The sequence below is a fragment of the Ruegeria sp. AE4 genome (assembly GCF_056542185.1).
In genome coordinates, this window is the sequence record NZ_JBQFZK010000020.1 from 32967 (window position 1) to 51717 (window position 18751).

18 protein-coding genes are annotated in these 18751 nt (G+C 58.2%); 15 read left to right on the forward strand and 3 right to left on the reverse strand.

Translation table 11 applies throughout. The features are described from left to right. Window positions 1-11: 11 nt before the first annotated feature. Both ACR0EK_RS18045 and ccoP read left to right on the forward strand, forming a co-directional pair. A complete protein-coding gene (locus ACR0EK_RS18045) occupies window positions 12-197 on the forward strand; it encodes a cbb3-type cytochrome c oxidase subunit 3 (protein WP_267363526.1) in 186 nt (61 codons plus the stop codon). Beyond that, window positions 194-1057, forward strand: a complete 864-nt coding sequence (ccoP, locus tag ACR0EK_RS18050; protein ID WP_480484689.1) for a cytochrome-c oxidase, cbb3-type subunit III — start codon at window positions 194-196, stop codon at window positions 1055-1057. Before ACR0EK_RS18045 ends, ccoP begins: the two co-directional genes overlap by 4 nt. A 152-nt stretch (window positions 1058-1209) precedes the next feature. On the opposite strand, the gene ACR0EK_RS18055 is transcribed toward ccoP, so the two are convergent. Next, window positions 1210-1368 (reverse strand): hypothetical protein, encoded by a 159-nt coding sequence (locus tag ACR0EK_RS18055; protein WP_480488890.1) that lies wholly within the window; start codon window positions 1366-1368, stop codon window positions 1210-1212. 100 nt (window positions 1369-1468) lie between these two features. Between ACR0EK_RS18055 and ACR0EK_RS18060 the strand changes: the two genes are divergently transcribed. From ACR0EK_RS18060 to ACR0EK_RS18095, 8 genes are all read left to right on the forward strand, one after another. Beyond that, the gene (locus ACR0EK_RS18060; protein ID WP_480968005.1) at window positions 1469-2344 is read left to right on the forward strand and encodes a LysR family transcriptional regulator; all 876 of its coding nucleotides are present in this window, start codon (window positions 1469-1471) and stop codon (window positions 2342-2344) included. Window positions 2345-2446: 102 nt separating this feature from the next. Next, window positions 2447-3874: a cytochrome c oxidase accessory protein CcoG gene (gene ccoG, locus ACR0EK_RS18065; protein WP_480871445.1), complete on the forward strand. Its 1428-nt coding sequence runs from the start codon at window positions 2447-2449 to the stop codon at window positions 3872-3874. A 2-nt stretch (window positions 3875-3876) separates the two neighbouring features. After that, window positions 3877-4335 carry a FixH family protein gene (locus ACR0EK_RS18070; RefSeq protein ID WP_209507766.1) on the forward strand — a complete coding sequence of 153 codons (459 nt, stop codon included), beginning with the start codon at window positions 3877-3879 and terminating at the stop codon, window positions 4333-4335. 3 nt (window positions 4336-4338) lie between these two features. Then, a complete protein-coding gene (locus ACR0EK_RS18075) occupies window positions 4339-6516 on the forward strand; it encodes a heavy metal translocating P-type ATPase (protein WP_480915178.1) in 2178 nt (725 codons plus the stop codon). Window positions 6517-6521: 5 nt separating this feature from the next. Continuing rightward, window positions 6522-6680, forward strand: coding sequence for a cbb3-type cytochrome oxidase assembly protein CcoS (gene ccoS, locus ACR0EK_RS18080; RefSeq protein WP_209507770.1), 159 nt, complete (start codon window positions 6522-6524; stop codon window positions 6678-6680). Window positions 6681-6779: 99 nt separating this feature from the next. Next, complete coding sequence (gene secE / locus ACR0EK_RS18085) at window positions 6780-6977, forward strand: preprotein translocase subunit SecE (RefSeq protein WP_170427365.1); 198 nt, start codon at window positions 6780-6782, stop codon at window positions 6975-6977. 195 nt (window positions 6978-7172) lie between these two features. Beyond that, window positions 7173-7706 carry a transcription termination/antitermination protein NusG gene (gene nusG / locus ACR0EK_RS18090; RefSeq protein ID WP_209507773.1) on the forward strand — a complete coding sequence of 178 codons (534 nt, stop codon included), beginning with the start codon at window positions 7173-7175 and terminating at the stop codon, window positions 7704-7706. Between the two features lie 156 nt (window positions 7707-7862). After that, window positions 7863-8972 (forward strand): sugar-transfer associated ATP-grasp domain-containing protein, encoded by a 1110-nt coding sequence (locus tag ACR0EK_RS18095; protein WP_480774319.1) that lies wholly within the window; start codon window positions 7863-7865, stop codon window positions 8970-8972. Window positions 8973-9253: 281 nt separating this feature from the next. Here the strand turns inward: ACR0EK_RS18095 and ACR0EK_RS18100 are convergent, their stop codons facing one another. After that, window positions 9254-10465: a peptidoglycan-binding domain-containing protein gene (locus tag ACR0EK_RS18100; protein WP_480900810.1), complete on the reverse strand. Its 1212-nt coding sequence runs from the start codon at window positions 10463-10465 to the stop codon at window positions 9254-9256. Window positions 10466-10912: 447 nt separating this feature from the next. Between ACR0EK_RS18100 and rplK the strand changes: the two genes are divergently transcribed. After that, window positions 10913-11362, forward strand: a complete 450-nt coding sequence (rplK, locus tag ACR0EK_RS18105) for a 50S ribosomal protein L11 (RefSeq protein ID WP_010440985.1) — start codon at window positions 10913-10915, stop codon at window positions 11360-11362. A 1-nt stretch (window position 11363) separates the two neighbouring features. Then, entirely contained in the window at window positions 11364-12062 is a 699-nt protein-coding gene (gene rplA, locus ACR0EK_RS18110; RefSeq protein ID WP_480484697.1) for a 50S ribosomal protein L1, read from the forward strand. A gap of 56 nt (window positions 12063-12118) precedes the next feature. Here rplA and ACR0EK_RS18115 read toward each other — a convergent pair whose 3' ends face one another. Next, the gene (locus ACR0EK_RS18115) at window positions 12119-12889 is read right to left on the reverse strand and encodes a class II glutamine amidotransferase (protein WP_480900809.1); all 771 of its coding nucleotides are present in this window, start codon (window positions 12887-12889) and stop codon (window positions 12119-12121) included. Between the two features lie 447 nt (window positions 12890-13336). On the opposite strand from ACR0EK_RS18115, the gene rplJ reads away from it, so the two are divergent. The 3 genes from rplJ to rpoB all read left to right on the forward strand — a co-directional run bounded on the left by rplJ (window position 13337) and on the right by rpoB (window position 18699). Then, window positions 13337-13855, forward strand: a complete 519-nt coding sequence (rplJ, locus tag ACR0EK_RS18120; protein ID WP_209507785.1) for a 50S ribosomal protein L10 — start codon at window positions 13337-13339, stop codon at window positions 13853-13855. 79 nt (window positions 13856-13934) lie between these two features. Then, a complete protein-coding gene (rplL, locus tag ACR0EK_RS18125) occupies window positions 13935-14312 on the forward strand; it encodes a 50S ribosomal protein L7/L12 (protein ID WP_209507787.1) in 378 nt (125 codons plus the stop codon). Window positions 14313-14562: 250 nt separating this feature from the next. Next, the gene (gene rpoB, locus ACR0EK_RS18130) at window positions 14563-18699 is read left to right on the forward strand and encodes a DNA-directed RNA polymerase subunit beta (protein ID WP_480968006.1); all 4137 of its coding nucleotides are present in this window, start codon (window positions 14563-14565) and stop codon (window positions 18697-18699) included. The last annotated feature ends 52 nt before the right edge of the window (window positions 18700-18751 follow it).

Here is an 18751-nt window from a genome sequence, read left to right on the forward strand (position 1 = left end):
AGGAGGGTGTGATGGAAGAATACACACTTCTTCGACAGTTCGCGGATAGCTGGATGCTGCTTGTGTTGTTTGTCTTCTTCGTTGGCATCGTGATCTGGGTTTTCCGCCCCGGTGCCAGCAAGGAATACAAGGACACCGCCAACATCCCCTTCCGGCACCAAGACAAACCCGCCACACCCAAGGAGGCGCGGCAATGAGCAAGACACCTGATAAACAGCCGGGCGATCCTAATACAACCGGGCACAGCTGGGACGGAATCGAGGAATTCGACAACCCCATGCCGCGCTGGTGGCTATGGACCTTCTACGCCACCATCTTCTGGGGCGTGATCTATACGATCATGTTTCCGGCCTGGCCCCTGGTCCATGGCGCGACAGCCGGTGTGCTGGGATGGTCAACCCGTGAAAACGTACAGCAGGACATGGTTGCCTTCGAAGAGGCAAACGCGCCCTGGAACGCCAAGCTGGTGGAAACTTCGCTGGAAGACATCTCTAAGGATGCAGAGCTTCAGCAATATGCCGTGAACTCGGGCGGTGCGGTGTTCCGGACCTGGTGCGCACAATGCCATGGTTCGGGTGCGCAGGGTGCGCCGGGTTTCCCGAACCTGCTGGATGATGCCTGGCTGTGGGGCGGAACGCTGGACGACATCGTCTACACCGTCAGCTACGGTGTCCGGAACGAAGAAAGCGACGATGCGCGCTATTCCGAGATGCCGGCATTTGGCGAAATCCTCGAACACGACGAAATCACGCAGGTGGTCCAGTACGTCATGTCGCTGAGCAATGCCCAGACCGACGATGCGGCAGCGCAGGCAGGCAAAGTTGTCTTCGAAGACAACTGCGCGGCCTGCCACGGCGAGGATGGCACAGGTGATATCTTCCAGGGTGCGCCGAACCTGACTGACGCGATCTGGCTTTACGGTGGCAGCGAAGAAACGCTGACGGAAACCGTAACTTACAGCCGCTTTGGCGTCATGCCGAACTGGGATACCCGCCTGACCGAGGCGCAGATTCGCGCCGTATCTGCCTATGTCCACCAGTTGGGCGGCGGTCAGTAAAATATAAAGAACACCTTCGGGCGGTTCGCCGCCCGAAGGCTGGGGCACCGGCTGTTCCATCTGTTCGCGCGTTTCCTGAACAGCCGGTGCTTTTTTCCAACAATAAGGCCACTTAAACCTGTGGTCCAGATTCAGGTTTACTGTTCCCTGCGTCAAAAGTTGCTCGGATCCACTTCGCGCGGGTTTTTAATCCACCAATGACCTTCCGGCAGCCAACGGCGTTTGTGGCGACCCGGCTTTGGCGCATCGCGAATATGCGGTGCATTGATCCGGGTTGCGGTCATGAAAGATCTGGCAAAAACAGTCAGCATGGTTGGTCTCCTCTGCATGGGTATCTCTGCAATAAAGATTGACCTTTGAGGTGCTGAATGCGACTCAAATACCATTCCATGGTGTAAGTCAGGGTTACATATGAATTGGTTGTCGCTTCCCCCGTTGGCCGCGCTGAGGGCGTTTGCGGCATTTTCTGAGAAGCGCAATGTGGTCGAAGCTGGGGCTGCGCTAAACGTAAGCCATGCGGCGATTAGCCAACAGTTGCGCGTACTTGAGAAACATCTGGGTGCTGCCTTGCTGGATCGAACCGGCAAAGCCCTGACCCTGACCGCCGATGGTGAACACCTGGCCCGAGCCCTGCAACTGGGGTTTGGCGCGATCGAGGCGGCAGTGGGGGATTTGGCGCGGTCTGGTCAGGATCGCCCGGTCCACGTGTCGCTGACATCCTCTTTTGCAGCCTCATGGCTGATGCCGCGCCTACCGGCCTTTCGCGATACCCACCCCGAGGTGAACCTGATCCTTGATCCCACCGCGGAAATTGTCGAACTGCGACCGGGTAGGATCGATATTGCCATTCGGTACGGCCCCGGCGGTTGGACCGGTGTGCAATCTGAAATGCTGTTGCAGTCGCCCGTGGTCATCGTCGCCGCCCCGAAACTGCTGGGGGAAAAGACATCATGGACCCCGACCGAACTGGCCCAGCTCCCCTGGCTTGAGGAAATCGGCACCACCGAGGCGACGACCTGGCTGGCCGAACACGGTGCCGGTCCTGAACGCGGTGCGGGTCGAACCGAGCTGCCGGGAAACCTGGTACTGGACGGACTGAGGGCCGGGCAGGGGGTCACTGTCACAGTGCGACATTTCGTCGAGCCTGACATTAAGGCCGGTCGCATCGTTGAGCTTTATGCAGAGCCGGATACGCGCGGTTACCATATTGTGACGCCAAATTCGGCACTTAGACCCGCAGTAAAGACATTTGTGACGTGGTTGAGGCGTCAGGCTCGGGAAATGTGATAAAAGGTGTCTGTACGATGCGCGTTTTGACCCATGTCAAAGTTGCTATGCGCGTGATCTGGAAGAACACACACTCAGAAGAGCCAGTACCGGAGCCAGCCTGTGAGCGATTCCAACCCCACCCCCAGCCTATACGCCGCACGAGAACCGATCTTTCCGAGACGCGTTTCCGGGCCATTTCGGAACCTGAAATGGATCATCCTTATCGTGACACTGGGCATTTACTATGTAACGCCCTGGATCAGATGGGATCGCGGCCCCAGCCTGCCGGATCAGGCCGTGCTGCTGGATCTGGCAAACCGGCGCTTCTATTTCTTCTGGATCGAAATCTGGCCGCACGAGTTCTATTTCGTGGCGGGCCTGCTGATCATGGCGGGGCTGGGTCTGTTTCTGTTCACATCTGCACTTGGGCGGGTCTGGTGCGGTTATGCCTGCCCGCAAACGGTCTGGACTGACCTTTTCATTCTGGTCGAGCGCTGGATCGAAGGCGACAGGAACGCCCGTCTGCGCCTGCATCGTCAGGAAAAGCTGGATTTCCGCAAGGCGCGGCTCCGGGTGACGAAATGGGTAACCTGGTTCCTGATCGGTCTGGCCACCGGCGGCGCCTGGGTGTTTTATTTTGCGGATGCGCCGACGCTGCTCCGCGATCTTGTGACGGGTAACGCACATCCCATCGCTTACACGACGATGCTGGTTCTGACTGGTACGACCTTCTTTTTCGGCGGGTTCGCCCGCGAACAGATTTGTATCTACGCGTGTCCTTGGCCGCGCATTCAGGCCGCGATGATGGATGAAGACACGCTGGTCGTAGGATACCGCGAATGGCGTGGTGAGCCGCGCGGCAAAGGCAAGCGGACAGCCGATTCAGAGTTGGGGGATTGCATCGACTGCATGGCCTGCGTGAATGTCTGCCCTGTCGGAATCGATATCCGGGATGGTCAGCAGCTTGAATGTATCACCTGTGCCCTGTGTATCGACGCGTGTGATGACATGATGGCCAAGATCGGCAAACCACGCGGGCTGATCGACTATATGGCGCTCAGCGACGAGCCGCGCGAACGCGCAGGCCAGCCGCCCAAGAATATCTGGAAGCATATCTTCCGGCCCCGCACGATCCTGTACACCTCGTTGTGGTCACTGGTGGGGTTTGCGCTGCTGTTCGCCCTGTTCATTCGCTCTGACATCGATCTGACCGTAGCGCCCGTGCGCAACCCGACCTTTGTCACCCTGTCAGACGGCACCATTCGGAACACCTATGATGTCAGACTGCGCAACAAGCACGGCGAGGACCGCCTGTTCAAATTGTCTCTGGCGGGCGATCCGTCGATGCGACTGGAAATTGAGGGAACCAAGATCGATACTGTGAATGTCACGGCGGATACGGCACAATTGACCCGTGTATACATCGTGGCATCCCGTGACAGCGGTCCGGCGGCAGCAGAAGCGACACCAGTGCGGATCTGGGTCGAAGACCTCAGCAGCGGCGAACGCGCTTACAAAGACACCACGTTCAACGGACGGGGGAACTGATCATGGCCGAACGTAAATTCACCGGAAAGCACGCTCTGGCGGTGTTTGTCGGTGCCTTTGGCGTGATCATCGCGGTGAACCTTGTGCTGGCTTATAATGCGGTGAAGACGTTTCCCGGGCTGGAGGTCAAGAATTCCTACGTTGCCAGCCAGGAGTTCAACGATCGCCTGAAAGAGCAGCAGGCATTGGGCTGGACGGTTCGGGCAGAAACCAAAGGTGGCCTTCTGATCCTGCATATTACGGACGCGACCGGTGCACCGGTTCAGGTCAGCGAATTGCAGGCGGTGGTTGGCCGCGCAACCCATGTGCGGGACGATTTTGCACCGGATTTCACCTTTGACGGCGCGGCCTATGCCACACCTGCCACGCTGGGCAAGGGCAACTGGAATATCCGGTTGGTCGCGCGTGATGGCAGTGGCGCCGAGTTTTCGCAGCGCGTTCCGCTGTACGTGAAAGGGTAGCCGATGACGGCGCAGCTTTCATCCGGTACGGCGGCCTGTCCGGGGTGTCTGGCAGCACCAGCAGAACCCGCGCGCCCGATTCCGGAAGATGTGCAGATTGCCTTGTCGCTGCCGGGCATCCACTGCTCGGCCTGTATCGCGACGGTCGAACGTGAACTGAACGCCCATCCCGGTGTCGAAGACGCGCGGGTCAACCTGACTCTGAAACGGGCGATGATCAAAGCCGCGCCGGAAACCCGCGCGGCCGATCTGATCCCGGTGCTTGAACGGGCAGGTTTCGAAGCGCACGAGCTTGACCCCGGCGCTTTGTCGGCAACACAGGCGGACAAGGCGGGGCGTGACCTGCTGATGCGACTGGCCGTCGCCGGGTTCGCATCCATGAACGTGATGCTGTTGTCGGTGTCGGTCTGGTCCGGTGCAACAGACGCGACGCGCGACATGTTCCACTGGATTTCCGCTGCAATCGCGCTGCCTGCCATTGCCTTCTCGGCGCAACCGTTCTTTGCCAACGCCTGGAGCGCCCTGCGGGTGCGGCGGCTGAACATGGATGTGCCGATCACGCTGGCGATCCTGCTGGCGCTGGTCACCTCCCTGTGGGAGACCGCACTGAGCGGAGAGCACGCCTATTTCGATGCCGCGCTGACCCTGACTTTCTTCCTGCTGGCGGGCCGGTATCTTGATTACCGCACCCGCGCCGCAGCCCGATCCGCCGCAGAAGAGCTCACCGCTCTGGAAGTGCCGCGCGCGATCCGTATCGTGGACGGGGTGGAGGCCGAAGTTGCGGTGGCCGATCTGAAGGTCGGTGATCTGATCCTTGTGCGCCCCGGTGGCCGAATGCCGGTGGACGGTCAGATCGTGTCTGGTCAGTCCGAACTGGACCGTTCGCTGTTGACGGGGGAAACCCTGCCGGTGTTTGCCGAAGCCGGCCAGTTGGTCAGCGCGGGCGAGGTCAACCTGACAGGACCGCTGACCCTGCGCGCCACAGCAGTGGGTCAGGATACGTCGCTGCACCGGATGGCGGATCTGGTGGCCATCGCTGAATCGGGGCGGTCCCGCTATACCTCGCTGGCCGACAAGGCCGCCAAGCTTTATGCGCCCGGTGTCCACATCCTTTCGGCGCTCAGCTTTGTGGGGTGGTACATCTATTCGGGCGATTTGCGCACCGCTCTGAACATTGCCGCAGCGGTTCTGATCATCACCTGTCCCTGCGCCTTGGGTCTGGCTGTTCCAGCAGTGACCACCGCTGCCTCGGGCCGGTTGTTCCGCAAGGGTATGCTGATCAAGCACGCAACCGCGCTCGAACGGTTGTCCGAGACCGACACCGTGGTTTTCGACAAGACGGGCACACTGACCTCGGGGGCGCCGGAACTGGTCAATCTTGGCGACCACGCCCGCGCACAGGTCGAGGTTGCTCTGGCCCTGGCCGAGGCCTCTGCGCATCCCTTGTCCGTGTCATTGGCAAAGGCCGCGCGACAGGCCGGGATCAAACCGGCTAACGTCCGGGACATAACCGAAGTGCCGGGATACGGCACCGAAGGGGAATACCGCGGTCAACCTGTTCGTTTGGGCCGGGCCGCATGGGTTGGCGCACAGCAGGGCGCGGAAACGTCCGCCTGGCTTGCAATTGGCGACGATGCGCCCCTAGCATTCCGTTTCTCGGACGCGCTGCGTCCGGGCGCGGACGAGGCAGTGGAAGCGTTGCGCGCGTCAGGCAAGCACGTGCTGCTGATCTCAGGGGATTCGATGGGTGCCGTGCAATCATTGGCCGAGAAGCTGGGAATAACGGATTGGGTCGCCGAGGCTTTGCCGCAGGACAAAGCACAGCGCATTCAGGACCTCAGGGGCCAGGGCCGCAAAGTTCTGATGGTAGGGGACGGCCTGAACGATACGGCTGCTTTGGCGGCGGCACATGTGTCGATCTCTCCGGCCTCGGCGCTGGATGCGGCGCGGGTTGCCTCGGACATCGTTCTTCTGGGCAATGACCTTCTGCCCATCGCGGATGCCTGCGATACGGCCATCAAGGCCACCCGTCGCATCCGCGAGAACTTTCAGATCGCAACCGTTTACAACGTGATTGCCGTTCCGCTGGCCGTGATCGGACTGGCGACACCGCTGATCGCGGCCTTGGCGATGTCGACCTCGTCGATTACCGTATCGCTGAACGCATTGCGGCTGAGGTAACCCTGATGGAAGTGCTTGCCTATCTGATCCCGATTTCCCTGTTTCTGGGGGGCGTTGGTCTGGTCGCCTTTATCTATACCGTTCGTTCCAATCAGTACGAAGACCCCGATGGCGACGCGCGCCGCATCCTGAGTGACGAGTGGGACGACAAACCCAAACCCTGACCAATCGCCCGATACGCACAGAGTTCATCCAAGCGCCCTTGAAATTGCCGCAATGCCCGGCTATGTCCGGCCCATCCGCAAGCAGAGAGAACACGCCAAATGGCCACCACCAACCCGATCCAGTTCATTCAGCAAGTCCGTGCCGAAGTTTCCAAGGTCGTCTGGCCGACCCGGCGCGAAGTGCTGTTGACCACGGTCATGGTCTTCATCATGGCGGCGCTGACAGCTGTGTTTTTTGCTTTGGTCGATCTGGGTATCCGGGGCGGCCTTCAGCTGATTCTGGGCGCTTTCGGCTAAGCCGGTTCAGGCGGGGGCAATTGCGACTGCCCCTTGCACCTCGCGCGATGTCAGAGTAGGTGACGCATATTCGGAATGGGCGTGTGGCGATTCGGGTCACGCGCCGCTTTTTATTCCGGATGACGTGATAGGATTTAAATGACGGGTGTGTCCGCAAGATGTGATACCCCGAAGACAAACAAGGACGACAGGTTCATGGCGAAACGGTGGTACTCGGTCAGCGTTCTTTCGAATTTCGAAAAGAAGATCGCAGAGCAGATCCGCACGTCGGTGGCTGAACAGGGCCTTGAGAACGATATCGACGAAGTTCTGGTGCCCACCGAAGAGGTGATCGAAGTGCGCCGGGGCAAGAAGGTCACCACCGAACGCCGCTTTATGCCGGGTTACGTGCTGGTGCATATGGAAATGTCGGATCAGGGCTATCACCTGATCAACTCGATCAACCGCGTCACCGGTTTTCTGGGTCCGCAGGGCCGCCCGATGCCGATGCGCGACGCCGAGGTGAACCAGATCCTCAACCGCGTTCAGGAAGGCGAAGAAGCGCCCAAGTTGATGATCACCTTCGAGATCGGCGAGAAGGTCAAGGTCAACGACGGCCCGTTCGAGGATTTCGACGGCATGGTCGAAGGCGTGGACGACGAAGCGCAGAAGCTGAAAGTATCGGTCTCGATCTTTGGCCGCGAAACCCCAGTTGAGCTGGACTTTACTCAGGTCACGAAGCAGAGCTAAGCGCGCTTCCAGAGAAATTCGAAACGCCGCGATGTGAAAGCATAGCGGCGTTTTCGTATCTGTGCCGCAGAAAGCACAACGATCTACCTGCGCCAAAGTATCGACACAATTTGTTGATTATTTCCAGAACGGCGACAATTGAGGGATTACTAGAAAATGACAGCTTTTGCGCAAGATGTGTTGGCCGTCAAAAGCAAAGAAGCACCCAATGTTTCCAGTCTTCTTGTCGAAGTTGCTCGACGGACCGGGAGAAGTCCATTTTCGCTGGCCTTTGACTTTTTCAAGCTTCGCAAGAAACGCGGAAAGCTGAGGTTTTACGAGTACTTTCTTTACGAGCTTTATGATCGGGAGCGTTGGTCTGATATTGAGCGTGAGGAGTTCGTTTCATCTCATATCCACTGGCCGCTTGTAAATGCTTGCAACAACAGTCAATGGCAGGCCCTCACCGAAGATAAATGGTTGTCTGCGTGTTTCCTCGAACACAACAGGCTGCCCGTTCCGAAAACACTGGCTGTCTTTGATCGCAGCGCTCGCCAGTTCGGGGGAACGCCAAAACTGACAAACGCCGAAGACTTGAAGTCTTTCTTTTCGACCCACGGGTCATATTCAGTTTTCGCGAAACCTATCGTCGGGATGTGGAGCGCAGGTGCCATGCGCATTTCGGGGCACACTGATACGCATGTCATTCTGGACGGGCAGGAACCTCAAACCTACGAGGACTTCGCAAATTCGACACTTGGTGAAATCCCCTACATCTTTCAGGACTGTCTGAAACCACATGGTTTTTTTGACGGTATTACCGACGCTATTGCGACCGTGCGCAGTTTGAACATTATCGACGACAATCAACTTTCCGTTCCGTTTACAATGCTAAAGCTGCCCCTTGCGGGGAATGTTGCGGACAACTTCTGGCGGCCCGGCAACCTTCTTTGCAACCTGAACCCGGAAACCGGCGAGGTTAAGGCCATAGCCTCAGTTGAAGACGGTCGCCGAGTTGAACTTAGCTCTCTGCCGGAATGCGACCGCACTCTTATTGGTGAAAAACTGCCATTCTGGGCTGAACTGAAAAAGCTGAACCAAGAAATCGCTTTGTTGCACGCAGAAAATCACTTTGGATCAACGGATATCGCTCTTACAGAGAATGGCCCGGTTGTGGTTGAAGTGAACAATGGCTGCGCTTTTGAACTTGTGCAAATTGCGACTGGTAAAGGGTTTCTCGACGAAAAAATGAAAGAGTTCTTTAGCAAACACAATGTGAAATTCTAGAATATTGGCGAATGCGGCCTTCAACGTTGTCGGATAAGTTCCACTCGCACGTGTTTTCAGGGCTCGTATTCTTGTGTCAGATCATTGTGATAAGCCAGAGGGGCGTACAGCCAGTAATGTTTCGCCCCAAAGAACGCCCAGCAAGCTTTTGACGACCAGAACGCAGTGCCTTTTGTAAGCCGGGTTCTTTTTTGATTATGGAAGCGTAACACCGCGGTGCATTTGGCACCGCGGCGGTTTAGTTTAAGACGCGGAGTCTCGACGCCGTTTCGCGTTTGGGCTTACTGCGACTGAACCATGGCTGCGCGCAAAAGCTGCGGGCGGTCGGTCTGGGACGGCAGGAAGACCGCCTGCGACCCGGCATCCAGCGCCGAAAGGCTTGCATCATACCATTGCATCGCAAGATCGCGGCGCGCCTGAACACCAAAGCCTTCGCGCAGATGGTGACCGACCAGTTCTCCGTATGCGGGTTCACCCATGGCAACCAGCATCAGCGCAGACCCAACTGCGGTATCCATGTTGTCCTGACGATATCCCATCGCAAGGCAGACCTTGCTGGTTGCGGCAAGATCAGCAGGGCTAAGACCCGAATCCAAGGCAAGCTTGCGCACCTGGGTTTCAGCCTCTGATTTCGAGTTGATAGACAGCGCGTCAACTTGCGGTGCCAACATGTCGCCAAAGGCGGCGCACTGGTCTGCGACCTGATCGGGTGTAAGACCCTGAATGCCCTGCATCAGCTCTTCGCCCTGTGCCATCGCATAGCTGCGGGCAAGGCAGAATTGTTCGCTAAGCGCAAAGTCAGGATCGGACATGTTAGACAGGGTCGTATAGCCGCCATTGGTCGACGTTTGCAGCATGACCCCGCTGCACCGGTTGGCCAGCGACGGGCCTCCGGTTCCGCCGGAAAACAGGCTCGGCAGGCTGGCTGTCGTGGTTTCAGTGGCGCTTGTTGCGGGTTCGGCCTGTTGAGGCGTGATAACCGGGATGGCCGGTGCCTGGGTCTGAGGTGCCGCCGCCAAGGCAGAGCCGGTTTGCACCTGTTGGCGATAGGCCATCAAGAGCGGTTGACCCGAAAGCTGGGTTGCCGCCTGCCCACCGCTTGTCGCCCAGTAATAGGCCTGCATCAGAAAGTCATACTGATAGGGCTGGAAGTCATAGCCATTCACAGGATAGCCCATGGACACCTGATAGCGTTCGATCGCCGACCGGGTTCCATGCCCGACCTGCCCATCGACACGCCCGGCGTTATAACCGAAATAGTTGAGCGCGGTCTGCGTTTGCGCCCCTTGCGAGGTCGATGGAATGCCCGACCTGTAGGTCCGGGTTGTTGACCGTGACTTTTTCTTCTGCTGGTCCTTGCCGATTGCATATCCGACGACCCCACCTACAACAGCACCACCGATGAAGTCGCCCGCATCGGCCCGCGCGGTCTGGGGGACGGACACCGCAAAAGACAGCGCGGCGATTAGCATAGTGAATAAACGAATAATCATGACGAACCTCCGAACAAATTTGTTCTGACCAAGTATAGCACAGCCGCAGCATGGCGCGGTTATTTATGCGGCGCAAGGAACGAAGCTACAGCAGTCTTTCAATCGGGTGCCGGGTTAGCTCCGGTTTTTTCAAGCAAATTAAACCCTTAATATGGCGCGATACCTAGTGTTTCAGGCCGACTGGTTTTTCCTGGCTTTGACCGGAATGATCAGCACTTTCCCGCCCTGGCGCGTCAACGCCGGTGTTCATCGACTTTAAACTCGATTCGGTGATCCCGAATTGAAAGGCAGGCCACTTGCCAACCCCCATGATCCCCTGTAAACGCCGCCTCTATCGTCTTCGGGCGAGATTCTCTCGTGGGAGGTTACCGGGGTCGCGATCCCGGGCCGGACCACGCAACAAAATCCGGGTGAGACGCGTTTCACCCTAGTTGAAAGGAAAACCAAATGGCCAAGAAGCTTGCTGGTACAATGAAACTGCAGGTTCCTGCAGGTCAGGCGAACCCGTCGCCGCCAGTTGGTCCGGCGCTGGGTCAGCGCGGCATCAACATCATGGAATTCTGCAAGGCGTTCAACGCCAAGACCGCAGATATGGAGCCCGGCGCGCCGTGCCCGACCGTTATCACCTACTATCAGGACAAGTCCTTCACCATGGACATCAAGACGCCGCCCGCGTCTTATTACCTGAAAAAAGCTGCTGGTCTTAAGCCGGTCGGTAAGCGTAACCGCCCCCGCGGCGCGGAAAACCCAGGTCGCGAGACCGTGGCAACCGTGACCTCCAAGCAGGTTCGTGAAATCGCCGAAGCCAAAATGAAAGATCTGAACGCCAACGACGTCGAAGGCGCAATGCAGATCATCCTGGGCTCGGCCCGCTCCATGGGCATCGAGGTGAAGTAAGATGGCAAAACTCGGTAAACGTACCCGCGCTGCGCGCGAAGCCGTCGCTGGCAAGGAAAACCTGTCGGTGGACGAAGCTGTTGCCCTGGTCAAAGCCAATGCAACTTCGAAATTCGACGAGACTATCGAAATCGCGATGAACCTGGGCGTTGACACCCGTCACGCAGACCAGATGGTGCGCGGCGTTGTCGGACTGCCGAACGGCACAGGCAAAGACATGCGCGTTGCTGTCTTCGCACGTGGCGCGAAGGCTGACGAAGCGAAAGAAGCAGGCGCGGATATCGTTGGTGCAGAAGACCTGATGGAAACCATTCAGGGCGGCTCCATCGAATTCGATCGCTGCATTGCAACCCCGGACATGATGCCGATCGTCGGTCGTCTGGGTAAGGTTCTTGGCCCCCGTAACCTGATGCCGAACCCCAAGGTTGGCACTGTGACCATGGACGTGAAAGCAGCCGTGGAAGCAGCCAAAGGCGGTGAAGTTCAGTTCAAGGCGGAAAAAGGCGGCGTTGTGCACGCAGGCGTTGGCAAAGCGTCGTTTGACGAAGCCAAGCTGGTCGAAAACATTCGCGCTTTCGTCTCGGCTGTTGCACGGGCCAAGCCGTCGGGCGCCAAGGGCACCTACATGAAGAAAATCGCGCTGAGCTCGACCATGGGCCCTGGTGTGACCGTTGATGTGGCAGAAGCTTCGGGCGAATAAGCCTGACCTACGCCAAAGCAATGTTGCGGGCGGTCCCTTCGGACCGCCCGTTTTTTTTAGCTGAACTGCAACGCTGTGTGGCTGGCTGTATCGCCGGTCAGGGTGAAGAAGCTCCGGTCTTCAATGGGCACCCATTTTCCTGTGCCCTTGTCCAGCGGCTCGGACGCAATGACCTTGCCGCCGTGGTCCAGACCTTCCCCGAAATACAGGGACGGGCTGCGCTGATCGCTGGAATACCGAAAGGCATACAGGTTCTGCCCATCCGAAAAGGCGACGGCCATGCGATCCGGTTGCGTCCGATGACCGTCAAGCGCATCGATCTGACGCAGAGTTGCGACAACAGCGTCCTGCGGCGCATCATCCAGCCCGTTTGCCAGCAGGAGCAGAAACAGAAGCTCTGAATCCGTCGACCCGCGCCGCGCCGCATAAAGTTCGTCCGGCAGTGAGGATTCAAGCCGTCTTCGCAAACGCCCGAACTCGCCAATCTGGCCATTATGCATGAAGGACCATTTGCCAAACGTGAAAGGGTGGCAGTTTGCGCGCGACACTTCGCCGAACGTCGACGCGCGGACATGGGCCAGAAACAGCGAGGATTTTATCATCCTGCAAAGATCGACCAGGTTACCATCCGACCACGCGGGCAGGACATCCCTGTACAGGCCGGGGCGATCCTGGTCTGCGTACCAGGCCATACCAAAGCCATCGCCATTGACGGCAAGTTTAGCTTCGGCCGCGTGCTGGCTTTGCTCCAGCAAGGAATGCTGGGGCCGGATGACGATGTTTTCAAGCGGGATACTTGGTCCGCAATAGGCGGCAATTCTGCACATTTGTTCTGATTCTTCTTGTTTCTGAGAAAAATTGTCGGGTTATAGTCTTGAACTTGGAACAATGTCACGAACTATTTTGCGCTCAGCCCTGAAATTCGACCAAATCAATTGCTCGTCACCGCACTTAATCTTGTGGTTCTGGTCATCCCTTGTTGCGTCTGATTAATCCCAATTTACCTCTTGGAAACCCCGGCCATCTGTCCTAAGTAGACCTGCGGAATAAAGCGTGCGATTCGTCGTGCGCTTTATTTTGTTTCGTCCAAGACGGTGGGTGGTGCCATATGGCCCCTTAATTCCCTGCCTGAGACGGGTAAGACCAAAGAATTCTGAGGGTCCCACCCTCGGGCGAGTTTTGGCCAATCCCGTAACAACGGACCTGAACGCCGGGGCGCAAGCCGCGGCAAATATGAGCCGGGGTGAGAACTCACCCCTAACTTGGAGAGAACTGTGGATAGAGCCCAGAAAGAGAAAGTGGTCGAGGAACTCGGCCAAATCTTCGAAAGCTCTGGCGTCGTAGTGGTTGCCCACTACGCCGGTCTGACAGTTGCCGAGATGCAGGACCTTCGCGCACGTGCACGTGACGCGGGTGGCTCCGTGCGTGTTGCCAAGAACAGGCTCGCCAAAATCGCCCTCGAGGGTAAGCCGTGTGCAAGCATGGCCGACCTGCTGACAGGGATGACCGTTCTGACCTATTCCGAGGACCCCGTGGCAGCAGCCAAGGTGGCCGAGGACTTCGCCAAGGATAACAAGAAATTTGAAATCCTCGGCGGTGCAATGGGCGAGAACGCTCTGGACCGCAAAGGCGTTGAAGCCGTTTCGAAAATGCCGTCTCGCGAGGAGCTTATTGCTTCGATCGTGGGCTGCATTGGCGCACCTGCTTCGAACATCGCCGGCGCGATTGGCGCACCTGCAAGCAATATCGCAAGCATCCTTTCCACCATCGAAGAGAAGGCGGAAGCTGCGTAAGCGGTTGGCACTGAATGATCTGCGTAGGGTACCTACCCTGACGTTGGAACACACATTGTAAACGGAAAGAGCTGATAAAATGGCTGATCTGAAAGCACTCGCAGAAAGCATCGTGGGTCTGACCCTGCTGGAAGCACAAGAACTGAAAACCATCCTCAAAGACGAATACGGCATCGAGCCCGCAGCTGGCGGCGCCGTAATGGTCGCAGCAGCTGGTGGCGACGCCGGTGGCGCAGCTGAGGAAGAAAAAACCGAATTCGACGTCGTTCTGAAGAACGCCGGCGCTTCGAAAATCAACGTGATCAAAGAAGTTCGCGGCATCACCGGTCTGGGCCTGAAAGAAGCCAAGGAACTGGTCGAAGCCGGCGGCAAGATCAAAGAAGGCGTGTCGAAAGACGAAGCCGAAGACGTCAAAGCCAAGCTGGAAGCAGCTGGCGCCGAAGTCGAGCTGGCCTAAGCCTGGTCTCAGGCGCATCGCTGATGCGCCGAAAATTTTGGCTGGATCCGGAGAAATCCGGGTCCAGCCGAACCTGTCTTAGAAAGGGCCTCACGGAATGGGGCGTTTTCTAAGACACGGTTTTCGGATCGGGAGGCCGCCTTCGGGACGGTGGCCACGAATTGATCCGGACGTGTTGTCTCGATTGTGCAAGATGCCGGGGCCCGACGGTGTCTTTGCCCGCTGAGAACATCGAAAGGTGACATCTGACATGGCTCAAACGTTCCTTGGCCAGAAACGTCTTCGTAAATATTACGGCAAAATCCGCGAAGTACTGGAGATGCCGAACCTCATTGAGGTACAGAAATCTTCTTATGATCTTTTCCTGCGCTCCGGCGATGCAGAACAGCCCACAGACGGCGAAGGCATCAAGGGCGTGTTCCAATCGGTTTTCCCGATCAAGGATTTCAACGAAACCTCTGTTCTGGAGTTCGTGAAATACGATCTGGAGAAACCCAAATACGACGTCGAAGAGTGCATGCAGCGCGACATGACCTACAGCGCACCGCTGAAGGTTACCCTGCGCCTGATCGTGTTCGATGTTGATGAGGACACCGGCGCGAAATCGGTAAAAGACATCAAGGAACAGGATGTCTTCATGGGCGACATGCCCCTGATGACCCCGAACGGCACCTTTGTCGTCAACGGCACCGAGCGTGTGATCGTCTCCCAGATGCACCGCTCGCCCGGTGTGTTCTTTGACCACGACAAGGGTAAAACCCATTCCTCGGGCAAGCTGCTGTTTGCCTGCCGCATCATCCCGTATCGCGGCAGCTGGCTGGACTTCGAGTTTGATGCCAAGGATATCGTGTTCGCCCGTATCGACCGCCGCCGCAAACTGCCTGTGACAACCCTGCTTTATGCGCTGGGTCTGGATCAGGAAGCGATCATGGACGCGTATTACAAAACCGTGTCCTACAAGCTGGACAAGAAGAAGGGCTGGGTCACGCCGTTCTTCCCCGAGCGTGTTCGCGGCACCCGTCCGACCTATGACCTGATCGACGCGAAATCAGGTGAGGTGATTGCCGAGGCAGGCAAAAAAGTCACCCCGCGCGCGGTCAAGAAGCTGATCGACGAGGGCACCGTCACAGAACTGCTGGTTCCGTTCGATCACATCGTTGGCAAGTTTGTCGCCAAGGACATCATCAACGAAGAAAACGGCGCGATCTATGTCGAAGCCGGTGACGAACTGACGCTGGAATATGACAAGGATGGCGACCTGATCGGCGGTACCGCGAAGGAACTGATCGACGCGGGCATCACCGATATTCCGGTTCTCGACATCGATAACGTCAATGTCGGACCCTACATGCGCAACACCATGGCGCAGGACAAGAACATGAACCGCGAAAGCGCGCTCATGGATATCTACCGCGTCATGCGTCCGGGTGAACCGCCCACCGTCGAAGCGGCGTCGGCCCTGTTCGACACCCTGTTCTTCGACAGCGAGCGGTATGACCTGTCCGCCGTTGGCCGCGTGAAGATGAACATGCGCCTGGCACTGGACGCGCCGGATACCCTGCGTACCCTGCGCCGCGAAGACATCGTGGCCTGCGTCAAGGCTCTGGTCGAACTGCGCGACGGCAAAGGCGACGTGGACGATATCGACCACCTCGGCAACCGTCGTGTGCGTTCGGTCGGTGAACTGATGGAAAACCAGTACCGCGTCGGTCTGCTGCGCATGGAGCGCGCGATCAAAGAGCGTATGTCGTCGGTCGAGATCGACACCGTCATGCCGCAGGACCTGATCAACGCGAAACCGGCTGCTGCTGCTGTGCGTGAATTCTTCGGCTCGTCGCAGCTGTCGCAGTTCATGGACCAGACCAACCCGCTGTCGGAAGTCACCCACAAACGCCGTCTTTCGGCGCTTGGCCCCGGTGGTCTGACGCGTGAGCGTGCGGGCTTTGAAGTGCGCGACGTGCACCCGACCCACTATGGCCGGATGTGCCCGATTGAAACGCCGGAAGGCCCGAACATCGGTCTGATCAACTCGCTGGCCACCTTCGCCCGCGTGAACAAGTATGGCTTCATCGAAACACCTTACCGCGTCGTCAAGGACGCCGAGGTGACCGATGAGGTTCACTACATGTCCGCGACCGAGGAAATGCGTCACACCGTGGCGCAGGCGAACGCGACGCTGGACAAGAACGGCAAGTTCATCAACGATCTGGTTTCGACCCGTCAGGCAGGCGACTACACCCTTGCCCCGCGCGAGAATGTGGACCTGATCGACGTGTCGCCGAAACAGCTGGTTTCGGTCGCGGCTTCGCTGATTCCGTTCCTTGAAAATGACGACGCCAACCGCGCTCTGATGGGCTCGAACATGCAACGTCAGGCGGTTCCGCTGCTGCGGGCCGAGGCACCGCTGGTCGGTACCGGGATCGAGGAGAAGGTCGCAATCGACTCAGGCGCTGCGATTCAGGCGAAACGCGCCGGCATCATCGACCAGGTCGATGCCCAGCGTATCGTTATCCGTGCCACCGAGGATCTGGAACTGGGTGACGCTGGCGTTGACATCTATCGTCTGCGTAAGTTCCAGCGCTCGAACCAGAACACCTGCATCAACCAGCGTCCGCTGATCAAGGTGGGTGACACCGTCCAGAAGGGCGAGGTCATTGCCGACGGTCCGTCGACCGATATGGGTGAACTGGCCTTGGGTAAGAACGTGGTCGTCGCGTTCATGCCGTGGAACGGTTACAACTACGAAGACTCGATCCTGATCTCGGAACGTATCGCGCGTGACGACGTCTTTACCTCGGTCCATATCGAGGAATTCGAAGTCGCCGCCCGTGACACCAAGCTGGGCCCGGAAGAGATCACCCGCGACATCCCCAACGTCGGTGAAGAAGCGCTGCGCAACCTCGACGAGGCGGGCATCGTTTACATCGGCGCGGATGTTGAGCCGGGCGATATTCTGGTCGGCAAGATCACTCCGAAGGGCGAAAGCCCGATGACCCCGGAAGAAAAGCTGCTGCGCGCCATCTTTGGTGAAAAAGCATCTGATGTGCGCGACACCTCGTTGCGCGTGAAGCCGGGCGATTACGGTACGGTCGTCGAGGTTCGCGTCTTCAACCGTCACGGTGTCGAGAAAGACGAGCGTGCGCTGCAGATCGAGCGTGAGGAAGTCGAACGTCTGGCCCGTGACCGGGACGACGAGCTGGCGATCCTTGACCGCAACATCTATGCGCGTCTGCAAGGTCTGATCCTGGGTAAAACCGCTGTCAAAGGCCCGAAAGGTGTCAAGGCAGGGTCGGTGATCACCGAGAATCTGCTGGACACCCTGACCCGTGGTCAATGGTGGCAGCTGGCGCTGGAAGACGAGCAGGACGCACAGATCGTCGAGGCCCTGAACGAGCAATACGAAGTGCAAAAGCGCGCTCTGGATGCCCGTTTCGAGGATAAGGTCGAGAAAGTCCGCCGTGGCGACGACCTGCCGCCGGGTGTGATGAAGATGGTCAAAGTCTTCATCGCCGTGAAGCGCAAGCTGCAGCCGGGCGACAAGATGGCCGGTCGTCACGGGAACAAAGGTGTGATCTCCAAGGTTGTTCCGATGGAAGACATGCCGTTCCTGGCCGATGGGACCCCGGTCGACTTCTGTCTGAACCCGCTGGGTGTGCCTTCGCGTATGAACGTCGGTCAGATCCTTGAAACCCACATGGGTTGGGCCGCGCGCGGTCTGGGTCTGAACATCGATGAAGCTCTGGGTGAATACCGCCGTTCCGGCGACCTGACCCCGGTGCGCGAGGCGATGAAGCTGGCCTATGGCGAAGATGTCTACGAAGAAGGCATCACTGGCATGGACGAGGAAACGCTGATTGAGGCAGCGGGCAACGTGACCCGCGGTGTTCCGATCGCAACCCCGGTCTTTGACGGTGCCAAAGAGGCTGACGTCAACGACGCACTGGTGCGTGCGGGCTTCTCGGAAAGCGGTCAGTCGGTTCTGTTCGACGGTCGTACGGGTGAGCAATTTGCACGTCCGGTGACCGTGGGCATCAAGTACCTGCTGAAACTGCACCACCTGGTGGACGACAAGATCCACGCGCGTTCGACCGGGCCCTACAGCCTGGTTACCCAGCAGCCGCTGGGTGGTAAGGCGCAGTTCGGTGGTCAGCGCTTTGGTGAGATGGAAGTCTGGGCTCTGGAAGCTTACGGCGCCGCCTACACTCTGCAGGAGATGCTCACCGTGAAATCGGATGACGTCGCCGGCCGGACCAAGGTCTATGAGTCGATCGTCAAGGGCGAGGATAACTTTGAAGCGGGCGTACCGGAATCGTTCAACGTTCTGGTGAAAGAAGTCCGCGGCCTCGGCCTGAATATGGAACTCCTGGATGCGGAGGTCGATGAGTGACGAAGGGATGCCGGGCTGAAGCCCGGCCTACCATCTGATCCGGCGTAGGCCG